Origin of the sequence: Salegentibacter salegens (assembly GCF_900142975.1) — a bacterium.
In the GTDB taxonomy this organism is placed as follows: Bacteria; Bacteroidota; Bacteroidia; order Flavobacteriales; family Flavobacteriaceae; genus Salegentibacter; species Salegentibacter salegens.
In genome coordinates this window covers 520,290-541,861 of sequence record NZ_LT670848.1, presented here as the reverse complement: position 1 = coordinate 541,861, position 21,572 = coordinate 520,290, and the positions used below count along the sequence as shown (strand labels likewise).

19 protein-coding genes are annotated in these 21,572 nt (G+C 37.9%); 11 read left to right on the top strand and 8 right to left on the bottom strand.

Features of this window, described 5'->3' with window-relative positions:
* The first annotated feature begins 1 nt into the window (after position 1).
* Positions 2 to 667: a sterol desaturase family protein gene (locus B5488_RS02345; RefSeq protein ID WP_079733809.1), complete on the top strand. Its 666-nt coding sequence runs from the start codon at positions 2 to 4 to the stop codon at positions 665 to 667.
* Positions 668 to 678: 11 nt separating this feature from the next.
* On the opposite strand, the gene B5488_RS02340 is transcribed toward B5488_RS02345, so the two are convergent.
* From B5488_RS02340 to B5488_RS02325, 4 genes are all read right to left on the bottom strand, one after another.
* Positions 679 to 1,713 carry an App1 family protein gene (locus B5488_RS02340; protein WP_079733808.1) on the bottom strand — a complete coding sequence of 345 codons (1,035 nt, stop codon included), beginning with the start codon at positions 1,711 to 1,713 and terminating at the stop codon, positions 679 to 681.
* A gap of 157 nt (positions 1,714 to 1,870) precedes the next feature.
* Positions 1,871 to 4,330, bottom strand: a complete 2,460-nt coding sequence (gene ligD / locus B5488_RS02335; protein WP_079733807.1) for a DNA ligase D — start codon at positions 4,328 to 4,330, stop codon at positions 1,871 to 1,873.
* A gap of 3 nt (positions 4,331 to 4,333) precedes the next feature.
* Positions 4,334 to 5,110, bottom strand: coding sequence for a non-homologous end joining protein Ku (gene ku, locus B5488_RS02330; protein WP_079733806.1), 777 nt, complete (start codon positions 5,108 to 5,110; stop codon positions 4,334 to 4,336).
* Position 5,111: 1 nt separating this feature from the next.
* Positions 5,112 to 5,360, bottom strand: coding sequence for a DUF7218 family protein (locus B5488_RS02325; RefSeq protein ID WP_079733805.1), 249 nt, complete (start codon positions 5,358 to 5,360; stop codon positions 5,112 to 5,114).
* 209 nt (positions 5,361 to 5,569) lie between these two features.
* Between B5488_RS02325 and B5488_RS02320 the strand changes: the two genes are divergently transcribed.
* Positions 5,570 to 6,052, top strand: a complete 483-nt coding sequence (locus B5488_RS02320) for a YciE/YciF ferroxidase family protein (RefSeq protein WP_079721667.1) — start codon at positions 5,570 to 5,572, stop codon at positions 6,050 to 6,052.
* 170 nt (positions 6,053 to 6,222) lie between these two features.
* On the opposite strand, the gene B5488_RS02315 is transcribed toward B5488_RS02320, so the two are convergent.
* The 4 genes from B5488_RS02315 to B5488_RS02300 form a co-directional block, all read right to left on the bottom strand.
* Positions 6,223 to 8,646 carry a sodium-translocating pyrophosphatase gene (locus tag B5488_RS02315; protein WP_079733804.1) on the bottom strand — a complete coding sequence of 808 codons (2,424 nt, stop codon included), beginning with the start codon at positions 8,644 to 8,646 and terminating at the stop codon, positions 6,223 to 6,225.
* A 111-nt stretch (positions 8,647 to 8,757) separates the two neighbouring features.
* Positions 8,758 to 9,276 (bottom strand): inorganic diphosphatase, encoded by a 519-nt coding sequence (locus B5488_RS02310; RefSeq protein ID WP_079736500.1) that lies wholly within the window; start codon positions 9,274 to 9,276, stop codon positions 8,758 to 8,760.
* Between the two features lie 64 nt (positions 9,277 to 9,340).
* Positions 9,341 to 11,782 (bottom strand): DUF5686 and carboxypeptidase-like regulatory domain-containing protein, encoded by a 2,442-nt coding sequence (locus tag B5488_RS02305; protein ID WP_231919793.1) that lies wholly within the window; start codon positions 11,780 to 11,782, stop codon positions 9,341 to 9,343.
* Between the two features lie 224 nt (positions 11,783 to 12,006).
* Positions 12,007 to 12,987 (bottom strand): pyruvate dehydrogenase complex E1 component subunit beta, encoded by a 981-nt coding sequence (locus tag B5488_RS02300; RefSeq protein WP_079733802.1) that lies wholly within the window; start codon positions 12,985 to 12,987, stop codon positions 12,007 to 12,009.
* 315 nt (positions 12,988 to 13,302) lie between these two features.
* On the opposite strand from B5488_RS02300, the gene B5488_RS02295 reads away from it, so the two are divergent.
* The 9 genes from B5488_RS02295 (at position 13,303) to egtD (ending at position 21,571) form a co-directional block, all read left to right on the top strand.
* A complete protein-coding gene (locus B5488_RS02295) occupies positions 13,303 to 14,049 on the top strand; it encodes an electron transfer flavoprotein subunit beta/FixA family protein (protein ID WP_079733801.1) in 747 nt (248 codons plus the stop codon).
* 142 nt (positions 14,050 to 14,191) lie between these two features.
* Positions 14,192 to 15,154, top strand: a complete 963-nt coding sequence (locus tag B5488_RS02290) for an electron transfer flavoprotein subunit alpha/FixB family protein (protein WP_079733800.1) — start codon at positions 14,192 to 14,194, stop codon at positions 15,152 to 15,154.
* An 83-nt stretch (positions 15,155 to 15,237) separates the two neighbouring features.
* The gene (locus tag B5488_RS02285) at positions 15,238 to 15,861 is read left to right on the top strand and encodes a bifunctional nuclease family protein (protein ID WP_079733799.1); all 624 of its coding nucleotides are present in this window, start codon (positions 15,238 to 15,240) and stop codon (positions 15,859 to 15,861) included.
* An 11-nt stretch (positions 15,862 to 15,872) separates the two neighbouring features.
* On the top strand, positions 15,873 to 17,564 hold the full coding sequence (locus B5488_RS02280) for a NupC/NupG family nucleoside CNT transporter (protein ID WP_079736499.1): 1,692 nt from the start codon (positions 15,873 to 15,875) through the stop codon (positions 17,562 to 17,564).
* An 80-nt stretch (positions 17,565 to 17,644) separates the two neighbouring features.
* The gene (locus B5488_RS02275; protein WP_079733798.1) at positions 17,645 to 18,469 is read left to right on the top strand and encodes a thymidylate synthase; all 825 of its coding nucleotides are present in this window, start codon (positions 17,645 to 17,647) and stop codon (positions 18,467 to 18,469) included.
* Positions 18,470 to 18,501: 32 nt separating this feature from the next.
* Positions 18,502 to 18,879, top strand: coding sequence for an energy transducer TonB (locus tag B5488_RS02270; protein WP_079733797.1), 378 nt, complete (start codon positions 18,502 to 18,504; stop codon positions 18,877 to 18,879).
* A gap of 33 nt (positions 18,880 to 18,912) precedes the next feature.
* On the top strand, positions 18,913 to 19,323 hold the full coding sequence (locus B5488_RS02265; RefSeq protein WP_231919792.1) for an energy transducer TonB: 411 nt from the start codon (positions 18,913 to 18,915) through the stop codon (positions 19,321 to 19,323).
* Between the two features lie 102 nt (positions 19,324 to 19,425).
* Entirely contained in the window at positions 19,426 to 20,589 is a 1,164-nt protein-coding gene (gene egtB, locus B5488_RS02260) for an ergothioneine biosynthesis protein EgtB (RefSeq protein ID WP_079733796.1), read from the top strand.
* 13 nt (positions 20,590 to 20,602) lie between these two features.
* Complete coding sequence (gene egtD, locus B5488_RS02255; RefSeq protein ID WP_079733795.1) at positions 20,603 to 21,571, top strand: L-histidine N(alpha)-methyltransferase; 969 nt, start codon at positions 20,603 to 20,605, stop codon at positions 21,569 to 21,571.
* Position 21,572 lies beyond the last annotated feature (1 nt).

The window sequence follows — 21,572 nt, the reverse complement described above, 5'->3', positions numbered from 1 at the left end:
AATGGAATCAACAAAACTTAAAAGACCAAAGCACAAGGGTTCTCCAAAGTTATTTGACAACCCAATTTTAGAAAAACTTACGCATACCCATATTTCGTTTCCGTTAATTATTTTTGGAGTAATTTCAGTTGCTTTAATTTACTACGGAATTATTGAAAAAGGTTTTGAAACCCCGGTTATGGTGGGACTTTTTCTTGCCGGACTTTTCTTTTTCACTTTCGTGGAATATATTATGCACCGGTACTTATACCATATTCCCGCAACCAGCGAACGTAAAAAGAAGATTTCTTACACTATGCACGGGGTGCACCACGATTACCCAAAAGATAAATCGCGGTTAGCGATGCCACCGGTTTTAAGCCTAATAATTGTCACTGTTCTTTTTATAATTTATCGGGCGGTTTTAGGCGATTATGTTTTTGGATTTTTAGCCGGATTTTTAATAGGATATGCCGGTTACCTGGCGGTGCATTATTCGGTTCATGCCTTTAAAGTGCCCAATAATTTCCTGAAAACTCTATGGCATCACCATAGTATTCACCACTACCGCGAAGCCGACAGGGCGTTTGGGGTTTCATCTCCTCTCTGGGATCATATTCTTAGAACGATGCCAAGAAAAGCTCCTGCGAGTAGAAGAACTGCCGTGGGGCAGAGTATTGATGATTAAACTACAGATTTCTAAATAAACCCGTGCTCCCTTGCGTGTTCTACAGCTTCTTGAGATGTTTCAACCATTAAAACCGGCGTGGTTTCAAAATTGTCTATAATACTACGCACCCGGTTCATTTGTTTTTTGTGCTTTACGCTTCGCAGGTAGATTGCCAGGATTCTATCTGGATATTGGGCAGCGATTTCGGTATAAATAGACGCATCGTGTTCGCCACTATCACCAATAAGAATAAAGTTCATCTCAGGATAAGTCTTTAGAATATTTGCGATCTCCTTTTGTTTATGAGGTTTTTCAGGTTTTATACTGCCATCAAACGGCGTTCTGAATTTCCGTAATAAAATTGGTCCTTTTGGAAATGCATTATGGTCTAAAAATAGTTTAAGATATTCATATAAATTCCACGGGCTATTACTTAAATAAAAAATAGGATTATTGGGCGTACCGTCTCTACCGGTATGTAGTTTCTGGTAAAATTCAGCTGCTCCTTTTAGTGGAATTCTATTATAAGCATTGGTAAGCAGTGAGTTTTTTAGCAATCTAAGTTTTAAAAATGAAGTTACACCGGTATGCAAAATAGTGTCGTCTATATCACTGATCACCCCATATTCTGCCTTTGGATCTGGAATTAGAAAATCACCTTTAAAAGGATCTTCCAACAGCTCTGTCTTTTTACCTAAGGGACCTTTGTAATACACAGCATAATCCAGCCAACCTTCTTCATCGGCGTGTTCTGCGAGGTTTGCCTCTATAATATCATCAAATAAAAAGAAACCTTCATCATCACTTTTTGTTGTGGCCTGCACCTTTCCGGGAAGACTTAAATCTATTTGCGCATCAGGAATTTCAAACGTGTCAAACTGTTTATAAGTGGTTTTTATCGTTTTAAAAATATTGGCATCCTGGGTAATCTTAAGAGGTTCGTTATCCAGCACGCGCCCTTTAATATAAAGGTGGGAATGCGTTCCATAACTTCTGTATGGCGTTATTAAAACCTGATCTATAAGCTTATACCGGCCAGCAAGTTTGCGTAATCTTTTCTTCATTAATTTGCACTTTAAATAAATTAGCCCCCGAGCAAGCTCAAGGAGTATTTATAGAAAATATATTTTAATTTCGAGGTAAGCCTGGGAGCTTTCAAGACTCGATTATCGAGTCAAGTTAAAAATTTTACAGAAGCCCTGCCCTGCTTTTAAATAAATTTTAGGAAGATTCAAGGTTTTGCATGGCCTTTTCCATATCAATCCCCTCTTCCAGTACTTTGGTAAACAAATCTCCTTTTTTCTGAGTTCTTTGCGGTATATCTTTAATGGTAAAATCAAGAATTTTAAGTCCGCTTTTTACTTCTTTCCATTCCAGGGGAGCTGAAACCGGCGCGCCGGGTTTTGGACGTGCGCAATAGGCTGAAGCCAGAGTTTGGCCTCTTCGATTTTGCAAATAATCCAGGTAGATTTTATCCTTTCTTTTCTTCTTTGCCCTATCCATACTGGTTAGTTTTGGCACTTTATCGGCAATATAATAGCACAATAATTTAGTGAAATCTCGAGCTTCATCATAAGAGTAATTTCCACCTAACGGAATATAAATATGAAGTCCGCTAGAGCCCGAAGTCTTACAATAGCCTTCAATTTTAGCCAAATCTATCACCTCTTTTGCAGCTTGCGCGACTTCAATAACCTCTTCAAACGTATTTTTATCTGAAGGATCTAAATCTATCACCGTATAATCTGGATAATCAAGATTCTTTACTCTGGAATTCCACGGATTAATTTCAATACACCCCAAATTCGCCATATATAAAATCGTAGCTTCATTCTGGCAAAGTAAATATTCAATATCTTTTTCTGAAGATTCCGAATAAATTTCGGTGGTCGCTACCCAATCGGGTAAATTTCCTTCGTTATCTTTTTGATAAAACCCCTGTTTTTTAATGCCATTGGGATGCCGGTGTAAATTCTGCGGACGGTCTTTTAAATAAGGCAACATCACTTCTGAAACCTGGATGTAATAATCAATTAAATCGTATTTCCTAAATCCGGAATCTGGCCAGTACATTTTATCCAGGTTGGTAAATGGCACATCTATCCCATCAATTTCCAGGCTTTCCCCAGATTTCTTTTTAGAGGTTGATTTTTTAGTTTTCTTTTCTTCGGAAGCTTTATTTTCAACAATTTCTTCAGCTGAAATTTCTTCAGGATCCTTATCTTTTCGCAAAGCCTTAAAAACCGGATGTCGCAATTTGCCGGTTTTTGTAATTTCTGAAAACTTTACTTCGGCAATTAAATCGGGGCGTATCCAAACCGGTTCACGACCTTTTAAATTAATTTTTTCAGGAAAAGGAGAGGTTTTTCGTTCTCGCCTTTTGAACTTTTTAAGTAATTCTTTTTGCTCATCATTAGAAAATCCGGTCCCGCAATTTCCAATATATTTTAAATCTTCACCTTCGTAAGCGCCCATAATCAAAGAACCAAAAACTGATCCTTCTGAAGTTGTGTACCCGCAAATGAGCACCTCCCGGGTGTTTTCGCCTTTTAATTTGAGCCACTTTTCAGTTCTATAACCGGGAGAATAGGTTGCATCGGCCTTTTTGGCGATCACACCTTCCAGGCCCAGGTCTATCGCTTTATTATAAAACGCGGTGCCCATGCCTTCAATATGATCGCAATACTGCACCAATTCCAGGTCTTCCAAAACCTCTGGAATTAAACTTTTGCGCTCTAAAAGTGGCAAATCCAGCATAGCATGGCCGTTAAGAAAAAGCATATCAAAAACATAGAAACGCAAGGCTCCCGGCGTGTTTTCATCATAGTTTTGCAAAGCCTGAAACTGTGGAATTCCCTCTTTATTCAACACCACGATTTCACCGTCTAAAATCACATCGTTTTCAATTTGCTCCAGGTCTTTAACCAGTTTTGAAAACTTAGAATTAAACGAAATTCCGTTTCGGGAATAAAGATCAACTTTACCATCTTCAATATTAGCCAGCGCGCGATAACCATCCCATTTTAATTCGTAAATCCAATCTGGATCGTTAAAAATTTTCTTGCCGGTAGTGGCCAGCATCGGCTTTATAAATTCTGAAGGTTTAATTTTCCTTACTTTACCATTAGATTTACCGGCCTTTGTACTTTCTATAGACTTTTCAGAAAAAATTTCAGCATCATAATCTAAATCGGTAGAGAAATCGTCTTTCTTTTTAATCAGTAACCACTGATTCTTTTTATCGCCACGATTGGTTTTTACCAGTGCAAATTCTCCTTTAATCTTGCTGCCGGTAAAAACAATTTTCAGGTTACCATCTTCCCATTGTTCCTCAAGATTATCTTTTGTTTTTGCGGCAGCTTTAAAAGTTCCTTTATCCCAAATTTGCATTTCGCCTGCACCATAATTTCCTTTGGGGATTGTACCTTCAAAATGGAGATATTTTACCGGGTGATCTTCGGTTTCTATGGCAAGACGTTTGTCTTTAGGATTCATTGACGGGCCTTTGGGAACGGCCCAACTTTTTAAAACGCCTTCCATTTCCAGGCGTAGATCATAATGCAAGCGCGTAGCCTCGTGCCGCTGAATAACAAACCTACCCCGATTTTCTGTAGAAAAATCTGCACCGGGTTCTGGGGTGTTATTAAAGTTTCGCTTTTTTTTATAATCTTCTAAACCCATCGCTTAGGATGCTTTAGATTTTTTCTTTTTATCTAAACTGGCCTTTAATTTTGCCATAAGATCTTTTGCCTGGGTAGGCTCATCTTTAAATTTTTGAGGTTTAGGCTTTTTACCGGTGCTCTTAGATTCAATGATCTTCATTAATTGATCGTTATAAACATCTTTAAATTTATCTGGATCAAATGCTGTAGTGTACTGTTCTATAAGAGAAATAGCCATATCTACCTCCTTTTTGGCGACTTTGGTTTTTGGCAACTTAAGGTCTTTGGTTTCCCTAATTTCATCTGAAAATCTTATAACATGAAGTACGAGGGCTTTATCGTAAACCCCCACCAGGCTTAAATGCTCTTTTTGTCGCATTACAAAAGTAGCCACGCCAAGTTTCCCGGTTTTTTTCAAAGCATCGCGGAGTAAATTATAAGATTTCCCACCTTCTTTTTGCGGTTCGAGAAAGTATGGTTTTTTATAAAGCACCTCGGCCACATCATCTTCGGCAACAAACTCTTCAATATCTATAGTTTTGCTCTTTTTAAGATTGGCGTTTTCAAAATCTTCTTTTTCCAGGACGATATAATCTTCGTCTTTTTTAAAACCTTTTACGATATCTTTCCATTCCACTTCTTTCCCGGTATCCTCGTTCACACGCTTATACCTTATGCGGGCATTATCGTGCTTATCCAGCATATCCAAATCGAGTTTTCTACTTTCTGAAGCAGAATATAATTTCACCGGTATAGAAACCAGTCCGAAGCTAATAGAGCCATTCCAGATAGATCTCATTTTAGTGGTTTCTAAGCGCTTTAATTAACTCATCTTTGGTCATATCGCTTCGGCCTTCAATCCCGATCTCCTGAGCCTTCTCATAGAGTTCTTCCTTAGAGCGTTCTTCATATTTATCGGCTTTTCCGCCTTTTTCTCCCGAGTTGGAATCGTTGGCAATTCTCGCAGCTTTAGATTTGCTCATTCCTTCATCCCGAAGTTCCTCGTACTGTTCATCATTCTTAATTGATGGTCCATGATCTTTAGCCATAACATTCCATTTTAGTTAGTAAAAAATTTCTATTTAAAATTAAAGGAATTACCGCTGAAGCTTAGTTGTAGCTTTGTTAAAATTAAAATGAAGCCTTCAGCTTAAAAATTTTAAGGAATAAACAACAAAGCTTTATCACTCATTTAACTTGGCTCAGAACACTTTGCTTATAAATTTATCTAACAATTTTAACCATTAAATATTTAATCATGAAAAAGTTAGAAGATCTATTTGAACACCAATTAAAAGACCTTTACAGTGCCGAAAGCCAGTTAGTCAAAGCTTTACCGAAAATGGCGAAAGCTGCAACCGATGAAAAATTGAAAAAGGCTTTTGAAGACCACCTCGAGGAAACCAAAGAGCACAAAAAGCGTTTGGAAGAAGTTAGCAAAGAACTGGGCTTTAAGCCTACCGGCGAAGAATGCAAAGCGATGAAAGGTCTTATAGAAGAGGCCGAAGCTTTTCTAAAAGAAGATGCCGAAGATGATGTAAGAGATGCAGGAATTATCGCAGATGCCCAGCGGGTTGAACATTATGAAATTTCCGGTTACGGTACTTTGGTGCGATACGCCAAAGAATTAGGCCATAAAGCTGTAGCAAACAAGTTACAGAAAACGCTTGATGAAGAATATACCGCCGATGAAGACTTGAATAAACTCGCAGAAAAACGCGTGAATAAAAAGGCTAAATAGGTCTATATTTTAAAGAAAAGACGCTGTTTGATTTTTTCTGTTTTCGTCAAGCTGAACTTGTTTCAGCTTCTAAAATGATTAACAACTTAGATCCTGAAATGAATTCAGGATGACGGTTCTAACAGGAATCTTCAAACAGCCTCTTTTTATTCTATAAACTGATAAATTTATCAGGCTTTATCTTTTAAATCCTGTACTTGTTTTTCAACCTCAGCTTTTGTACCGGTAAAGGTTTTCTGCTGAACTTTGGTTTCACCTTTTCTCGTGGTGGTAATTCTCACTTTTGCAATGGTTTTATTTCCTTCGGAAGTCATATTTACCTGAATTTCTTCTGAAATGTCTTCAGCATTTATGCCTTCTTCCATCTCAATAGAAGCCCCTTCGTTAGGAATATCACTTTCAGTATGGCCACCTAGAATTGGCGCGATTACCAAACCAATTAGACAGGTTAATTTTATTAAAATATTCATAGACGGGCCTGAAGTATCTTTAAAAGGATCTCCAACCGTATCACCGGTCACCGCCGCTTTATGCGCTTCAGAACCTTTGTAAGTCATTTCCCCATTAATCATTACTCCTGCTTCAAAAGATTTTTTAGCATTATCCCAGGCGCCACCTGCGTTATTCTGAAATATCGCCCAAAGCACTCCGCTTACCGTAACCCCGGCCATATAACCACCAAGCATTTCAGCAATCAACACATTTTCGTAACCAAAAAGCATCGGGATTAGTGCAATTGCAATAGGAAAACCAATGGTTAATACTCCTGGCAGCAACATTTCTTTTAAAGCTGCTTCAGTAGAAATAGCTACACATTTATCGTATTCAGGTTTTGCGGTTCCTTCCATAATCCCGGGAATACTTTTAAACTGTCGTCTAACTTCTTCCACCATTTTCATCGCTGCTTTACCAACAGATTTCATCGCTAAAGCCGAAAAAACAACCGGCACCATTCCGCCAATAAATAACATTGCCAATACCGGGGCTTTAAAAATATTAATTCCATCAATTCCCGTAAAAGTCACGTAAGCCGCAAAAAGAGCTAAGGAAGTCAGGGCTGCTGAAGCAATTGCAAAACCTTTTCCTGTAGCCGCAGTTGTATTTCCTACAGAATCCAGGATATCGGTACGCTCTCTAACTTCAGCGGGAAGTTCGCTCATTTCAGCAATTCCCCCTGCATTATCGGCAATTGGCCCAAAGGCATCAATAGCTAACTGCATAGCGGTAGTTGCCATCATTGCTGAAGCTGCAAGCGCAACGCCGTAGAATCCGGCGAAAGCGTAAGAAGCCCAAATAGCAAACGCAAATAATAAAACCGAAAAAAATGTTGAAATCATTCCGGTAGCGAGACCGGCAATAATATTTGTTCCTGCTCCGGTACTGGAATTTTGAACAATAGAAAGTACCGGTTTTTTACCCAACCCGGTATAATATTCGGTTACTGCTGAAATTACACCACCAACCACAATACCTACCAAACAGGCATAAAATACTCTAATTGAAGAGATATCCATATACTCAAAACCTTCTGCTCCACCAACAAAAAAGCCCATAGTTAGGGTTTCTTTTGGCAGCATCCAGGTTACCAGAAAATAACTAGCCACGGCAACAAGTGCTATAGCCGTCCAGTTTCCAATATTTAATGCTTTTTGAACCTCAGCTTCTTTAGCCGAGTTGCTGCTAATTTTTACTAATAGTGTTCCGACAATGGAAATAATAATTCCGGCACCGGCTATGGCCATTGGTAGTAAAATGGGTCCAATTCCACCAAAACCGGCATCAACGATATTTCCGCCCATATCTTCAATAATGTAGTTTCCTAAAACCATCGCTGCAAGAACGGTGGCCACATAACTACCAAAGAGATCGGCTCCCATTCCTGCTACATCGCCAACGTTATCTCCCACGTTATCGGCAATAGTGGCAGGATTTCGAGGATCGTCTTCCGGGATTCCGGCTTCAACTTTTCCCACTAAATCTGCACCAACATCGGCGGCTTTAGTATAAATTCCTCCACCCACACGGGCGAATAAGGCTATAGATTCAGCGCCCAGTGAAAACCCGGCAAGGGTTTCCAAAACCACTGTCATTTGTGTAGTATTTGTCCATTCCCCGCCCATAAAATAATGAAAGAAAAAGATAAAAAAAGCGGTTAACCCAAGTACGGCCAATCCCGCAACACCAAGTCCCATAACGGTACCACCGCCAAAAGAAACTTTTAATGCCTGTGGCAGGCTGGTTCGGGCTGCCTGGGTAGTACGAACATTAGTTTGGGTAGCTATCTTCATGCCCATATTTCCTGCCAGGGCAGAAAAAAAGGCTCCAAAAATAAAAGCAACAATAATCAGATAATGAGTAGTTGGCACAACATAAGCAATACCCGCAAGGGCTATACTGGCACCAATTACAAAAAAGCTAAGTAATTTATATTCTGCATTAAGAAAGGCAAGTGCTCCTTCGTAGATATGAGAAGCAATATCTTTCATTTTTCCGTCTCCGGCATCCTGTTTCATTACCCAGGATCTTTTAACCCACATAAAAATGAGCCCTATTATAGCCAGTATTGCAGGCATATAAATCATCATTGATTCCATATTAATTGTTAAGTTTTAGTTAATATGGCTAATGTAGTAAATCAGCGATAATTAAAAAAGCAATAACTTTTTAAGGTTATTGCTTTTAAATTATAAAATATTTTGTTTAAATTATGGTAGTATCCCAAAACGATCTTTGTCGCCATCATAATTCTCATAACGCTCCACACAATCTTTAATGATTTTGCGAGCCTCCTTAGCATCACCCCAACCACCAACATCTACTTTTTTCTTCTCAAGATCTTTGTAAACTTTAAAGAAATGTTCAATTTCTTTGATCATATGACCATTAAGTTCATTTAGATCATTTAATCTATTCCAAATAGGATCTGATACCGGTACACAAATAATTTTTTCATCAGGTCCTTTTTCATCGGCCATATGGAAAACGCCAATTGGCTTTACTTCCATTACAACTCCAGGAAAAGTAGGCTCACTCACCAATACCAAAACATCTAGCGGGTCGCTGTCTAGCGCAAGTGTATTTGGAATAAAACCGTAATCGGCGGGATACATCATAGAAGAAAAGATCATCCTGTCGTAACGGACTTTCTTTAATTCAAAATCGTATTCATATTTGTTTCTACTCCCTTTTGGGATTTCTATTAATACATCAAAACTTTCTGACATTTTTCTATCTTTTTTCTCAATTAAGGGCGGCAAATATAGTGAAAATCAATCTCAAATCATTCTATTAAAAGTGAAAACCGAAGGAAGCAGTTATTGCAAAATCCCGGGATTCTGGAATTTCAAGATAATTTCCTCTAAAATGAGCTTCCAGGCTTAAAAATTTTAAAATATTTCCAACTCCAAAACTATATTCGTAATAAGGTTCTTTATTAGGAGCTCGTAAAGGAATTCCTGAAGCGTTCAATGCTTTATTTTCTTCTGAAATTTCTCCCCAAACTGCCCTAACACCAACAAGCTCTCTTAAATTTAATTCTCGCAACAGCGGAATCCTGGCAAATAACCTTCCGTTGAAATTATGATTAAAATGCGCTGAAACATATGTATCGGTTACAAATTCATAGAAGTTAAGCACGGGAAATGAATTATACATCGCAAAATATGTTTGATTTCCCGGCACCACGTTTAAAAGCCCCAGCGGAACTGCGCCAAAAGTTTTTCCTGCTTCCAAACTGGCATTTGCCCTGCCAAATCCGCCAATTCTAAGCGGCTGATCGTAAAAAAACTGTAGTCTTTTATAGTCAAAATCGCTATTAAAAACATCTTTAAGGCCAAGCGAATAATTAAGAAAGAAGGTGGGGAATTCTTCTTCGTTCACCACATTTCTTTCCACTCCAAATCCTGAAGTTTGTCTCTTTGGGGTATAGGTGAAAGTTGTAGATATTTCGGTTTGCTTTATTTCTGAAGCCGTTTCTGTAAAATTTTCATCTGTATAATAATCTAAACTAAACGCGGGAGATGCCGAACTTAGCTCGCGGTAAGAAGCACCAACCCGAACATTAAAATTATACCAGGGCTCAATTTCAAGATTAAAAGTACTTAAATCTATATTACTCAATTTATCGTTATCGCCAACGCTTACCAAACCAGATGAAGCCAAACTACGGCCCAAAACATCGGTTGTATTATTGGTTAAACTTGCTCCCAGTTGATCTATATCCCTTCTTTTACCTGCAGAAACTATTAAACGCGAACGCGCATCCAAAAGCCATTTTCCAGAAATTCCATATTTAAATTTATTATCTTTAAATCCGTAGGCTAAATAACCTTCTACTCGCCAGGGATCGTGTTGCCCAAAATACGTTCTACCGCCTACACGCGTTCTAAATCCTTCAACCTGGTTATAGTCGAACAAAGAATATACCGGGCCAAAATCCCAACCGTTGAATTCTACATAACCCGATTCTGCAATAGTGGCGATATCATAAATCCTTTTAAATGCCGGAACTTTGGTTAAACTATCCAACATTACATAAATATCTTCCTCTTCCCTATTAAGTTTTTCCAGGCGGTTTTCTTCCCAAAAATCTGTATCGCGTTTATAGACCTCTTCGTTGAATTTATAAGCTCGCTTGTCGTAAAAGTCTTCTTCTTTCTTTATGTCGAACTGATATTCTTCAAAAACCCGGGTGCGTTTCGCGTAAACCCCTTTTGAACTTTCTTTTTTGGTTAACGAGAAATTCGCCTGAAAATAATCTTTGAAAATTATAAAAACCGAATCGTTAAGCACTTCAAATTCTTGCTCTATATACAATTCTTTCACCCAATTTATATTAGCATCACGCGAAGCATCAAGGTTAATTTTCTTCACCGCCCAGGTGGTATCATTCACCCAAAAATCTCCTTTAAAAGTTAGTTCGTTTTCCCGCCGTGGATAATAAATTATATTATAACACCATTTGTTATCTATATAAGCGCTATCGCTTAAAATATAATTGTAATTGTTAATGCCGGTTGTAGAAAGCGGACTTACAAAACTCTTGTCAAAAACCTTGATATAATTATTGTAGACGTTATATTCATCATACACATCTTTTACCGCGGCGATTAGGTTTTGGTTCTGTTCAAAACCGGAGTTCTTGTTTCCTATAAGATCTTCTCTTTTTTGGTTTTCTACATTATCGCCATAAACTTTAGAAACCGATTCGTTAATAAAAACAGGCAGAATAGTTTTCCCGGAAATTCTATTGGTATCAGCATAATCAAAAATGAATTCCATACCATTAAAAACCGGATTTTTCACTACAGAGCTATCAATCCCATCTAAATCGAATTCCAGCTTTTCGTATTTCTTATACTGATATTGTTTAAAAGCCGAAACGCCATTGTCACGTTTATTTTCCCAGATCTTCTTTAGAATATCTATAGCGGGATTATTCTTTTTTGAGGTTTTTCCCCTAAGAATTCGAACCTCGTCTAAATTAGAAGTTTCCTCATCTAGCACAATCTCCATATCGAGATTGGTTTTTTGCTGAAGTTGGATTATTTCAGTTTTATAACCAATAAAAGAAATTTTGAGTTCGGTATGGTTATTTTCACTTTGCAAATAGAATTTCCCGTTTTCCCCGGAAGTTGTTCCTACCGAAGAATTATTAAAGATCACATTTACAAATGGAAGCGCTTCGCCGTTTTGGTCTTTAACCACGCCGCCAACTTTGGTTTGTGCCATAAGCATGGTACAACACATTAATAAGAATAGGGGAAGAAAATTTACTTTCGTCATCATCATTCTTCAAGGCAAAAAAAAACTTCACCGAATCAGCATCCGATGAAGTTTCAAATTTATAAGGATTTTCTATCTATTTGTAAGTTTAACCCAATAATGGAATTACTCACAGACTTATAATTAACTGACTGTTTATTACTAATTTTTGCGTCCAGCATCATGCTGGTTTAGTCAATATACATAACCTGCTTCACTGCTTTAATAACATCGTCGCTGTTTGGCAACCATTCTTTAAGCAATACAGGTGAATAAGGTGCCGGAGTATCGGCAGTGTTTATTTTTACAATTGGCGCATCTAAATAATCAAAAGCTTTAGATTGTACCTGGTAAGTAATTTCAGTAGCAATATTTCCAAAAGGCCAGGCTTCTTCCAAGATCACCAAACGATTGGTTTTCTTTACAGATTCAAGAATGGTTTCGTGATCCATTGGTCGAATTGTTCTAAGATCTATAATTTCACAAGAAATATCGTCTTCAGCTAATTTATCGGCTGCTTTGTAAGCTTCTTTAATAATTTTTCCGAAGGAAACAATTGTTACATCACTACCTTCTCTCTTAATATCAGCTTTACCAATTTCAATTACATATTCTTCTTCAGGAACTTCACCCTTATCACCATACATTTGCTCACTTTCCATAAAGATTACAGGATCGTTATCTCTAATGGCAGCTTTTAGCAAACCTTTAGCGTCGTAAGGATTGGAAGGAACAATAACTTTTAAACCGGGGCAGTTAGCAAACCAGCTTTCAAAAGCTTGCGAGTGCGTTGCACCTAATTGACCTGCAGATGCGGTTGGCCCTCTAAAAACGATAGGAATATTAAATTGCCCACCACTCATTTGGCGCATTTTGGCCGCATTGTTTATTATCTGGTCAATTCCAACTAAAGAGAAATTAAAGGTCATAAATTCAATGATTGGCCTGTTACCATTCATTGCTGAACCTACACCAATTCCAGAAAAACCAAGCTCGGCAATTGGGGTATCTATCACACGATCTGGGCCAAATTCGTCCAACATACCTTTAGAAGCTTTATAAGCACCATTATATTCTGCTACTTCCTCGCCCATTAGATAAATGGTATCGTCCTTTCGCATCTCTTCGCTCATCGCTTGCTGAACGGCTTCCCTAAATTGAATTGTCTTCATTATTTATAATGCTAAATATTTTTATTCATCTTAAAGGAACAAAAATAGTAATTCAATAAAGTTTTCACCACTAATAATCCACAAAAATTTGCAAGTTGCTCATATCACTAATAGAAACTACGATCTCAATTAATAAATAAGAAGTTTCACCCCATATTTCTATTTTTAAATTGCATTATTTACCATTAATCTACGAATTCAATAAAATTTAAGGAATTTAAAAACACAAATTTTATTATGCGTGCATAGCATTTTCTGAATTAAATTATGTAACTTCGTAAACGAAATCGTTATAAATTTAAAAAACTCGCTATAATGAAAATATTAGTATGTATTAGTCACGTTCCTGATACTACCTCAAAAATCAATTTTACCGACGGCGATTCGAAATTCGATACCAACGGAGTGAATTTTGTAATTAACCCGAATGATGAATTTGGACTTACCCGTGCCATGTGGTTTAAAGAAAAACAAGGCGCAAGTGTAGATGTGGTAAATGTAGGTGGTGCTGAAACCGAACCAACTTTAAGAAAAGCCCTGGCTATTGGAGCCGATAATGCTATAAGAGTAGACACTCCTGCAACCGATGGTTTCCAGGTAGCCAAACAACTTGCAAAAGTTGCTAAAGAAGGCGAATACGATCTTATTATTGCCGGCCGTGAATCTATTGATTATAATGGTGGAATGGTACCGGGAATGCTTGCTGCAATTCTTGATGCTAATTTTATTAATACCTGTATTAGTTTAGAGGTAGAAGGCGACAAAGCCACAGCTATTCGTGAAATAGACGGTGGTAAAGAAACTTTAACCGCTTCCCTTCCACTTGTAATTGGTGGACAAAAAGGTTTGGTTGAAGAAAGCGATCTTAAAATCCCAAATATGCGAGGAATTATGCAAGCGCGTAAAAAACCGTTAAATGTAGTTCCTGCGGAAGAAGTTTCAACGTTAACCGAAGCTGTGAAGTTTGAAAAACCGGCTCCAAAAGGAGACGTTAAACTGGTAGATCCTGAAAATCTTGATGAATTGATAGATTTACTTCACAACGAAGCAAAAGCGATATAAATTATAAATAGACCTCACAGGTTTTGAAAACCTGTGAGGTCTGAAAAGAATAAAATAAGATTTCCGCCTTTATTCAAATAAATGTGGGAATGAATAAAAAATAGATTTCCGCCTTCGCGGAAATGACAAAAAATATATAGATATGTCAGTTTTAGTATATACAGAAACCGAAGACGGCAAGTTTAAAAAAGCTGCTTTTGAAGTTGCTTCTTATGCAAAAGAAGTAGCCGGCGGCGATGAAGTAGTAGCCGTTAGTTTTAACGCTACAGATGTTTCTGAACTTGGAAATTATGGTGTGAGCAAAGTGCTGAACATCCAAAATGATAAATTGAGCAAATTTAACGCTGAAGCTTACGCAGATGCATTGACACAAGCTGCAGAAAAAGAAGGAAGCAAGATAGTTGTGGTGAGCCAGAGTGCCAACAGCAAATATTTAGCGCCTCTTTTAGCGGTACATTTAAATGCCGGCTACGCTTCAAATGTAATGGCTACTCCTGAAAATACCGATCCGTTTACAGTTAAAAGAAGTGCTTTTACCAATAAAGCGTTCAATTTCACCAAAATCACTACCGATGTGAAAATCGTGGGACTGTCTCAAAATGCTTTCGGTTTAAAAGAAAATCAGGGTGACGCTACAGTTGAAGATTTTTCACCAGAATTAAAAGATGGAGATTTTACCGTGAATGTAGAATCGGTAGACAAAGCAAAAGACAAAGTAACTATTGCCGATGCAGAGATCGTAGTTTCTGGTGGTCGCGGACTTAAAGGTCCGGAAAACTGGGGCATGATCGAAGAAATGGCCGATATTCTTGGCGCTGCAACCGCTTGTTCCAAACCCGTTAGTGATATGGGCTGGAGACCGCACAGTGAACACGTTGGGCAAACAGGAAAACCTGTAGCTTCTAACCTTTATATTGCCGTGGGAATTTCTGGCGCTATTCAGCATTTAGCCGGAATTAACGCTGCGAAGACCAAAGTAGTGATTAACAACGATCCCGAAGCGCCTTTCTTTAAAGCCGCAGATTACGGTGTTGTTGGTGATGCTTTTGAGATCGTACCTAAGTTAAACGAAAAACTAAAGGAATTTAAAGCGAAAAACGCATAATTTTTATAACTTGCACCCCTTAAAAGGGCTGTCTAAATACGGTGAAAGTCCTGCTTTAGACAGCCCTTTTTAATTGATGATATATGAGTTTAGTGCGCCTTAATATAAAAGGAATTTCTTATAGTCAAACCCAAAACGGAGCTTACGCTTTAATCTTAAGCGAAGTAGATGGAGAACGTAAACTTCCCATAGTTATTGGTGCTTTTGAAGCGCAATCTATCGCGATTGCCCTAGAAAAAGAGATTAAACCCCCACGCCCGTTAACCCACGACCTTTTTAAAAATTTCGCCGACAGGTTTGAGATTACCGTAAAACAGGTGATTATACACAAACTGGTAGACGGTGTTTTTTATTCCAGTCTTATTTGCGAACGCGATAAAATTGAAGAAATTATAGATGCTCGCACCAGCGATGCTATTGCTTTAGCGCTAAGATTTGATGCTCCTATTTTCACTTATAAAAACATTCTTGATAAAGCTGGAATTTTCCTGAAAGGAGACGAAGCAGAACAGGAAGCTTCAGAAAAACAGGAAGAAGAAATCATTTCAGAAGAATTACTTCCTGATGATATCGACATCAAATCTGACGATACCAATTACAAAAAATTATCTTTAGACGAACTAAAAACTTTGCTCTCCCAGGCCGTAAATAATGAAGATTACGAGAAAGCGGCACGCATACGGGACGAAATCTCCAAACGCAAATAATGCCCGACTTTATGAATAAAACCTGGTTTTGCCTGATTTTAGTTCTATTTAGTGTGACCAGCACTTTTTCTCAAGACATTTCAAAAACCTGGACTTTAGAGCAAGATTCTGGCCAGGAAAATTTTATTAACGGCAATACCTTGAACTTAAACGAGGGATTTTTCAGTATTAGTAAAACTGAGGATACGCTTGCCCAGGGAGATTATATTTTTCAAAATAAACTGCTAGTACTATTTTACAATACTCCTCAAGACAGTATAGTTAATTATAGGGTATCTAGCCTAACAGACTCAAGCCTGGTAATAAACCAGGCAAATAAAGAATTTCATTTCAAGAATACTGAATTTAATAACCCTAAAGAGGTAATTCCTGCCCCTATGGTAAAAGAAATGATCCCAAGTGCGGGACTTTCTGCAAGCAGTATTGGACGTGGCGCTTTGGGGATGCTCACTTTACTTGTTATCGCTTTTTTATTCAGCAATAATCGTAAAGCCATAAACTGGAAGACCATTGGTATTGGAATTGGTGCTCAATTATTGCTGGCAATTGGAGTTTTAAAGATCACTTTTATTCAGAATATATTTGAATTCGTAGGAAATATCTTCGTGTTAATCCTTGATTTTACTGCAGCGGGAAGTGAATTTCTTCTCGGGGGAATGATGGATGTAGATAGTTTTGGTTTTATTTTCCTTTTCCAGGTTTTACCTACTATTATTTTCTTTTCAGCATTAACCTCGGTGTTGTTTTACCTGGGCGTGATTCAAATTGTGGTAAAAGGATTGGCAATGGTACTTACCAGATTACTCGGTATTTCAGGTGCGGAAAGTTTGAGCGTTGCCGGTAATATTTTTCTTGGTCAAACCGAGGCTCCGCTTATGATTAAAGCCTACCTGGAACGGATGAACCGTTCTGAAATTTTACTGGTAATGATTGGTGGTATGGCTACCGTTGCCGGTGGTGTACTGGCCGCATATATTGGCTTTTTAGGCGGCGATGATCCAGAACTTAGACTTCAATTCGCAAAACACTTGCTTGCGGCATCGGTAATGGCTGCACCTGGCGCGATTGTAGTTTCAAAAATATTATACCCGCAGCAGAATAAAATTAATACTAACGTAGATGTTTCTTCAGATAAAATTGGCTCGAATATCCTTGACGCAATAGCCAACGGGACTACCGAAGGTTTAAAACTTGCAGCCAATGTTGCGGCGATGCTTTTGGTATTTATCGCTTTCATCGCAATGATCAATTACGTACTAAACTGGACAGGGTCCTGGACAGGTATAAATGCTATTTTAGCCGAAAACACACCGTATACCGGTTTTTCCCTGGAGGCGATTTTGGGGACCATTTTCGCTCCTTTAATGTGGCTAATTGGCGTTGCCAAAGAAGATATGATGCTTATGGGCCAGTTACTGGGAATTAAACTTGCCGCAAGTGAATTTGTAGGCTACGTCCAGCTGGCCGATCTTAAAAATACTGCAAATGCGCTTAGCCTTACTTACGAAAAATCGGTGATTATGGCCACTTATATGCTTTGCGGATTTGCTAATTTTGCTTCTATTGGAATTCAAATTGGAGGAATTGGTTCCCTGGCACCGGGGCAAAGAAAAACTTTATCTGAATTTGGGATGAAAGCCTTAATTGGCGGGACTATTGCTTCCCTGCTTTCGGCAACGATCGCCGGAATGATTATCGGATAATTTTATAAAAATCCCTTTCAGAATTCTATTTAAGAAGCTTTTGCTATTTTAGCAAAACTAATTTTCTGTATCCTAGACTTATGAAACAATACCACGAACTTTTAAAGCATATTTTAGATAACGGAATCGACAAAGGCGATAGAACCGGTACAGGAACCAGGAGCATTTTTGGCCACCAGTTACGCTTTGATTTAAGCGAAGGATTCCCAATGGTTACTACAAAAAAACTACACTTAAAATCTATTATTTACGAATTGTTATGGTTTTTAAAAGGGGATACTAATGTTGAGTATTTACAGGAAAACGGAGTTAGAATATGGAACGAATGGGCCGACGAAAATGGTGATCTTGGTCCCGTTTACGGTAAGCAATGGCGCAATTGGAATAACGAAGATATAGACCAGATTAAAGAAATTATTGAAACCCTTAAAAAAAATCCGAATAGTAGAAGAATGCTGGTTTCAGCCTGGAATCCTTCAGTAATGCCAGATTCTTCAAAATCATTTTCAGAAAATGTAGCTAATGGTAAAGCGGCGCTGCCGCCCTGTCATGCTTTTTTCCAGTTCTACGTTGCCAATGGCAAACTCTCCCTTCAACTTTATCAAAGAAGCGCCGATGTTTTTCTTGGCGTGCCTTTCAATATCGCTTCTTATGCTTTGTTAACTATGATGATGGCACAGGTTTGCGGTTACGAAGCGGGTGATTTCATTCACACCTTTGGTGATGTTCATATTTATAGTAACCATATGGAGCAGGTGAAATTGCAGCTTTCCAGGGAACCCAGAGCTTTACCAAAAATGAAAATAAACCCGGATATTAAAAATATTTTTGATTTCGACTATAAAGATTTTACATTAGAAGATTATAATCCGCATCCGGGCATAAAAGCAAAGGTGGCGGTCTAATCCAAAATAATTTAATTAAAATTTTAAAGTTTATGAAAAAGTTAATGCTTATCGCATGTTTTGTAATTGTAGGTTTAACCAGTGCCCAGGCACAGCAAACTTCGCCGGTTTGGCCTGGTTGCGAAGACGCCGAAGACGTAAAAGCCTGTTTTAATCAACAACTATCACAACACGTAAGAGAGAATTACGAATATCCGCAAACCGAAGACGGTGATTATGTGCGCGGAAAAGTAAAAATCTCTTTTACAATTACTGAAGAAGGAAAAGCAGTTGTAAATTCGGTTGAAGGGCCTGAGCCAAAAGTAAATGCGGCAGCTAAGGAAATGATACAGAAAATTCCTGATATGCAGCCCGGAACTTTAGAAGGCGAACCAGACGATCGTAATTTTACCGTTCCTTTTAATTTCTAGAAAAACAGTCTGGAAAACCCAAATCCCCAAGCTATGAAAAAATTGATGTTTTGCTTTTTTCTTTTAACCGGCACCTTTGTATTTGCACAAGATGATGTAGATGTTAAAGGAAACACGATTACTGTAAGAGAAAAAGCACCGGTATGGCCGGGATGCGAAGGCAGTGAAGACCAAAAAACCTGTTTCAATCAAAAATTGATGGAACACGTAAAGAACAATTATAAATACCCAAGAAATGATAAAGGGGAATTTATAAGAGGGAAAGTGGTAGTGAAAATGCATGTAGACGAAGAAGGTAAAACTTTTGTGAATTCAGTAAAAGGAGATCAAAAACAAGTAATTGCAGCTGTAGAAAATATGCTGAAAAAGATTCCCGAAATGAAACCGGGAACCCGTGGAGGTAAACCTACTAAAATAAGTTACACCCTTCCGCTAAATCTTTAAGAGCAGGCTATACTTTAACTTGGCCTTAACTAGCAGAGGTTTCAGACCGAACGAAAAAATTGTAAATTTGAGTGGTACCCAAAAAAGTACCACTCTTTTTTTATGCAATCACAAGAACAATTACTCGATTTTTTTAAGAAAACCAGGGCACATTCTGAACTTATATGCTCTTTTTTGGAAACCGAAGATTATGTAGTACAACCCATAGTAGATGTTTCCCCACCAAAATGGCACCTTGGCCATACTACCTGGTTTTTTGAAGAATTCGTTCTAAAACCAAATGTAAAAAACTATAAACTTTTCGATAAAAATTCGGCTTACGTGTTCAACAGTTATTACGAAAGCGTTGGAGATAAAGTAATTCGCACCAACCGCGGTAATTTATCGCGCCCAACTGTTGCGTGGGTGTATGAGTATAGAAATTATGTTTCTAAAGCAATGCAGCAATTTCTGAAAGATGAAAAAATTTCAGAAGAACTCTGCGGCGTTGTAGAAATTGGTTGTCATCACGAGAAACAGCACCAGGAACTTTTATTAACAGATATTAAGTATATCCTTGGGAATAATCCTTTATTGCCTGAATATAACGACCAATTTAAAGAGAATCCTATTCAGGATTTTAAACAGGAATGGATTTCAATTGCTGAAGGCGTTTACGAAGTAGGCCATAAATCTGATGATTTTTGTTATGATAACGAACAGGGTGTGCACAAAGTTTATCTCAACGATTATCAAATTTCGAATAAACTGGTTACCAATGCCGAGTTTATAGAATTTATTGAAGCCGGCGGTTACAAAGATGTTCTTCTTTGGCACGCTGAAGGCTGGGATTGGGTGAATAATAACAATATTGAAGCGCCTTTTTACTGGCATAAAATAGATGGAGATTGGCATCAATACACTTTAAACGGACTTATAAAATTAATTCCCGAAGCCCCGCTGAATCATATTTCCTATTTTGAAGCCTTTGCCTTCGCACAATGGAAAGGCTTAAGATTACCAACCGAATTTGAATGGGAAACCGCACATCCATATTTTAAATGGGGTGACCGCTGGGAATGGACAGAAAGCGCTTATTCCCCCTACCCTAATTACACTAAACCCAAAGGCGCACTTGGCGAATACAATGGCAAATTTATGGTAAGTCAAAAAGTGTTGCGAGGAGCTTCTGTAACTACCTCACCAAATCATTCCCGCCCAACTTATCGCAATTTTTTTCATCCACATTTACGCTGGCAATTTACCGGACTAAGACTCGCCCAATAACCAAAAAAATTAAATGAAAACCACACCAACCACATTTCAGTCGGCTTTTGAAGAAGACGTATATAAAGGCCTTACCAGCTTTCCAAAATATTTGCTTTCAAAATATATTTACGATGAAAAAGGAGATAAACTTTTTCAGCAAATTATGGCAATGCCCGAATATTATCTCACAAATTGCGAGCTAAATATTTTAGATAAACATAAGTCGGCTATTGCAGAAATTATCAATAAAAAAGGTGGATTTGATCTTATTGAACTGGGTGCAGGAGACGGCAAGAAAACCAAAGTGCTCCTTAAAGAACTTGTAGAGAAAGAATACAATTTTAATTATTTGCCAATAGACATTAGTCAGAATGTTTTGGAAGAATTGGAGAATTCTTTAAAAAACGAAATACCCGAAGTGAATGTTAAAATCCAACAGGGCACCTATTTTAAAACCCTGGAAAACCTGGCCGATTATAGCAATCGCAGGAAAGTTATTTTAGTGTTGGGATCTAATATTGGAAACCTTTTACACGAAAATGCTATTGAATTTCTTCGGAATATTCAGGAAGCAATGTCTGCGGAAGATATGCTTTTTATGGGCTTTGATCAGAAAAAAGATCCCCAGAAGATTTTAGATGCTTATAACGACGCAGCCGGAATTACTGAAGCCTTCAATAAAAATTTATTGACCCGAATCAATAGAGAATTAGATGCAAATTTTAATCCCGATAATTTTACTCACTGGGAAACCTACGATCCCGAAAGCGGAACTGCAAAAAGCTTTCTTGTAAGTAAGGAAAATCAAAAAGTGGCTATCAATAAAATGGATTTAGAAGTGAGTTTTGATGCCTGGGAAAGTATTCATACCGAAATCTCACAAAAATATGATGATGCGGTGGTAGAGTGGCTGGCAAAAGAAGCCGGATTAGAAATTCAAACCAGTTTTCAGGATAATAATGAGTACTATAAAAATTATATTTTCAGGAAGAAAATATAAA

Coding starts and splice junctions, on each gene's coding strand:
- egtB (WP_079733796.1), top strand. CDS start 19,426: ATGCAATCACAAGAACAATTACTCGATTTTTTTAAGAAAACCAGGGCA.
- B5488_RS02320 (WP_079721667.1), top strand. CDS start 5,570: ATGAAAAAGTTAGAAGATCTATTTGAACACCAATTAAAAGACCTTTAC.
- ku (WP_079733806.1), bottom strand. CDS start 5,110: ATGAGATCTATCTGGAATGGCTCTATTAGCTTCGGACTGGTTTCTATA.
- B5488_RS02275 (WP_079733798.1), top strand. CDS start 17,645: ATGAAACAATACCACGAACTTTTAAAGCATATTTTAGATAACGGAATC.
- B5488_RS02345 (WP_079733809.1), top strand. CDS start 2: ATGGAATCAACAAAACTTAAAAGACCAAAGCACAAGGGTTCTCCAAAG.
- B5488_RS02265 (WP_231919792.1), top strand. CDS start 18,913: ATGAAAAAATTGATGTTTTGCTTTTTTCTTTTAACCGGCACCTTTGTA.
- B5488_RS02270 (WP_079733797.1), top strand. CDS start 18,502: ATGAAAAAGTTAATGCTTATCGCATGTTTTGTAATTGTAGGTTTAACC.
- egtD (WP_079733795.1), top strand. CDS start 20,603: ATGAAAACCACACCAACCACATTTCAGTCGGCTTTTGAAGAAGACGTA.
- B5488_RS02310 (WP_079736500.1), bottom strand. CDS start 9,276: ATGTCAGAAAGTTTTGATGTATTAATAGAAATCCCAAAAGGGAGTAGA.
- B5488_RS02315 (WP_079733804.1), bottom strand. CDS start 8,646: ATGGAATCAATGATGATTTATATGCCTGCAATACTGGCTATAATAGGG.
- B5488_RS02285 (WP_079733799.1), top strand. CDS start 15,238: ATGAGTTTAGTGCGCCTTAATATAAAAGGAATTTCTTATAGTCAAACC.
- ligD (WP_079733807.1), bottom strand. CDS start 4,330: ATGGGTTTAGAAGATTATAAAAAAAAGCGAAACTTTAATAACACCCCA.
- B5488_RS02280 (WP_079736499.1), top strand. CDS start 15,873: ATGAATAAAACCTGGTTTTGCCTGATTTTAGTTCTATTTAGTGTGACC.
- B5488_RS02290 (WP_079733800.1), top strand. CDS start 14,192: ATGTCAGTTTTAGTATATACAGAAACCGAAGACGGCAAGTTTAAAAAA.
- B5488_RS02295 (WP_079733801.1), top strand. CDS start 13,303: ATGAAAATATTAGTATGTATTAGTCACGTTCCTGATACTACCTCAAAA.
- B5488_RS02305 (WP_231919793.1), bottom strand. CDS start 11,782: ATGGCACAAACCAAAGTTGGCGGCGTGGTTAAAGACCAAAACGGCGAA.
- B5488_RS02340 (WP_079733808.1), bottom strand. CDS start 1,713: ATGAAGAAAAGATTACGCAAACTTGCTGGCCGGTATAAGCTTATAGAT.
- B5488_RS02300 (WP_079733802.1), bottom strand. CDS start 12,987: ATGAAGACAATTCAATTTAGGGAAGCCGTTCAGCAAGCGATGAGCGAA.
- B5488_RS02325 (WP_079733805.1), bottom strand. CDS start 5,360: ATGGCTAAAGATCATGGACCATCAATTAAGAATGATGAACAGTACGAG.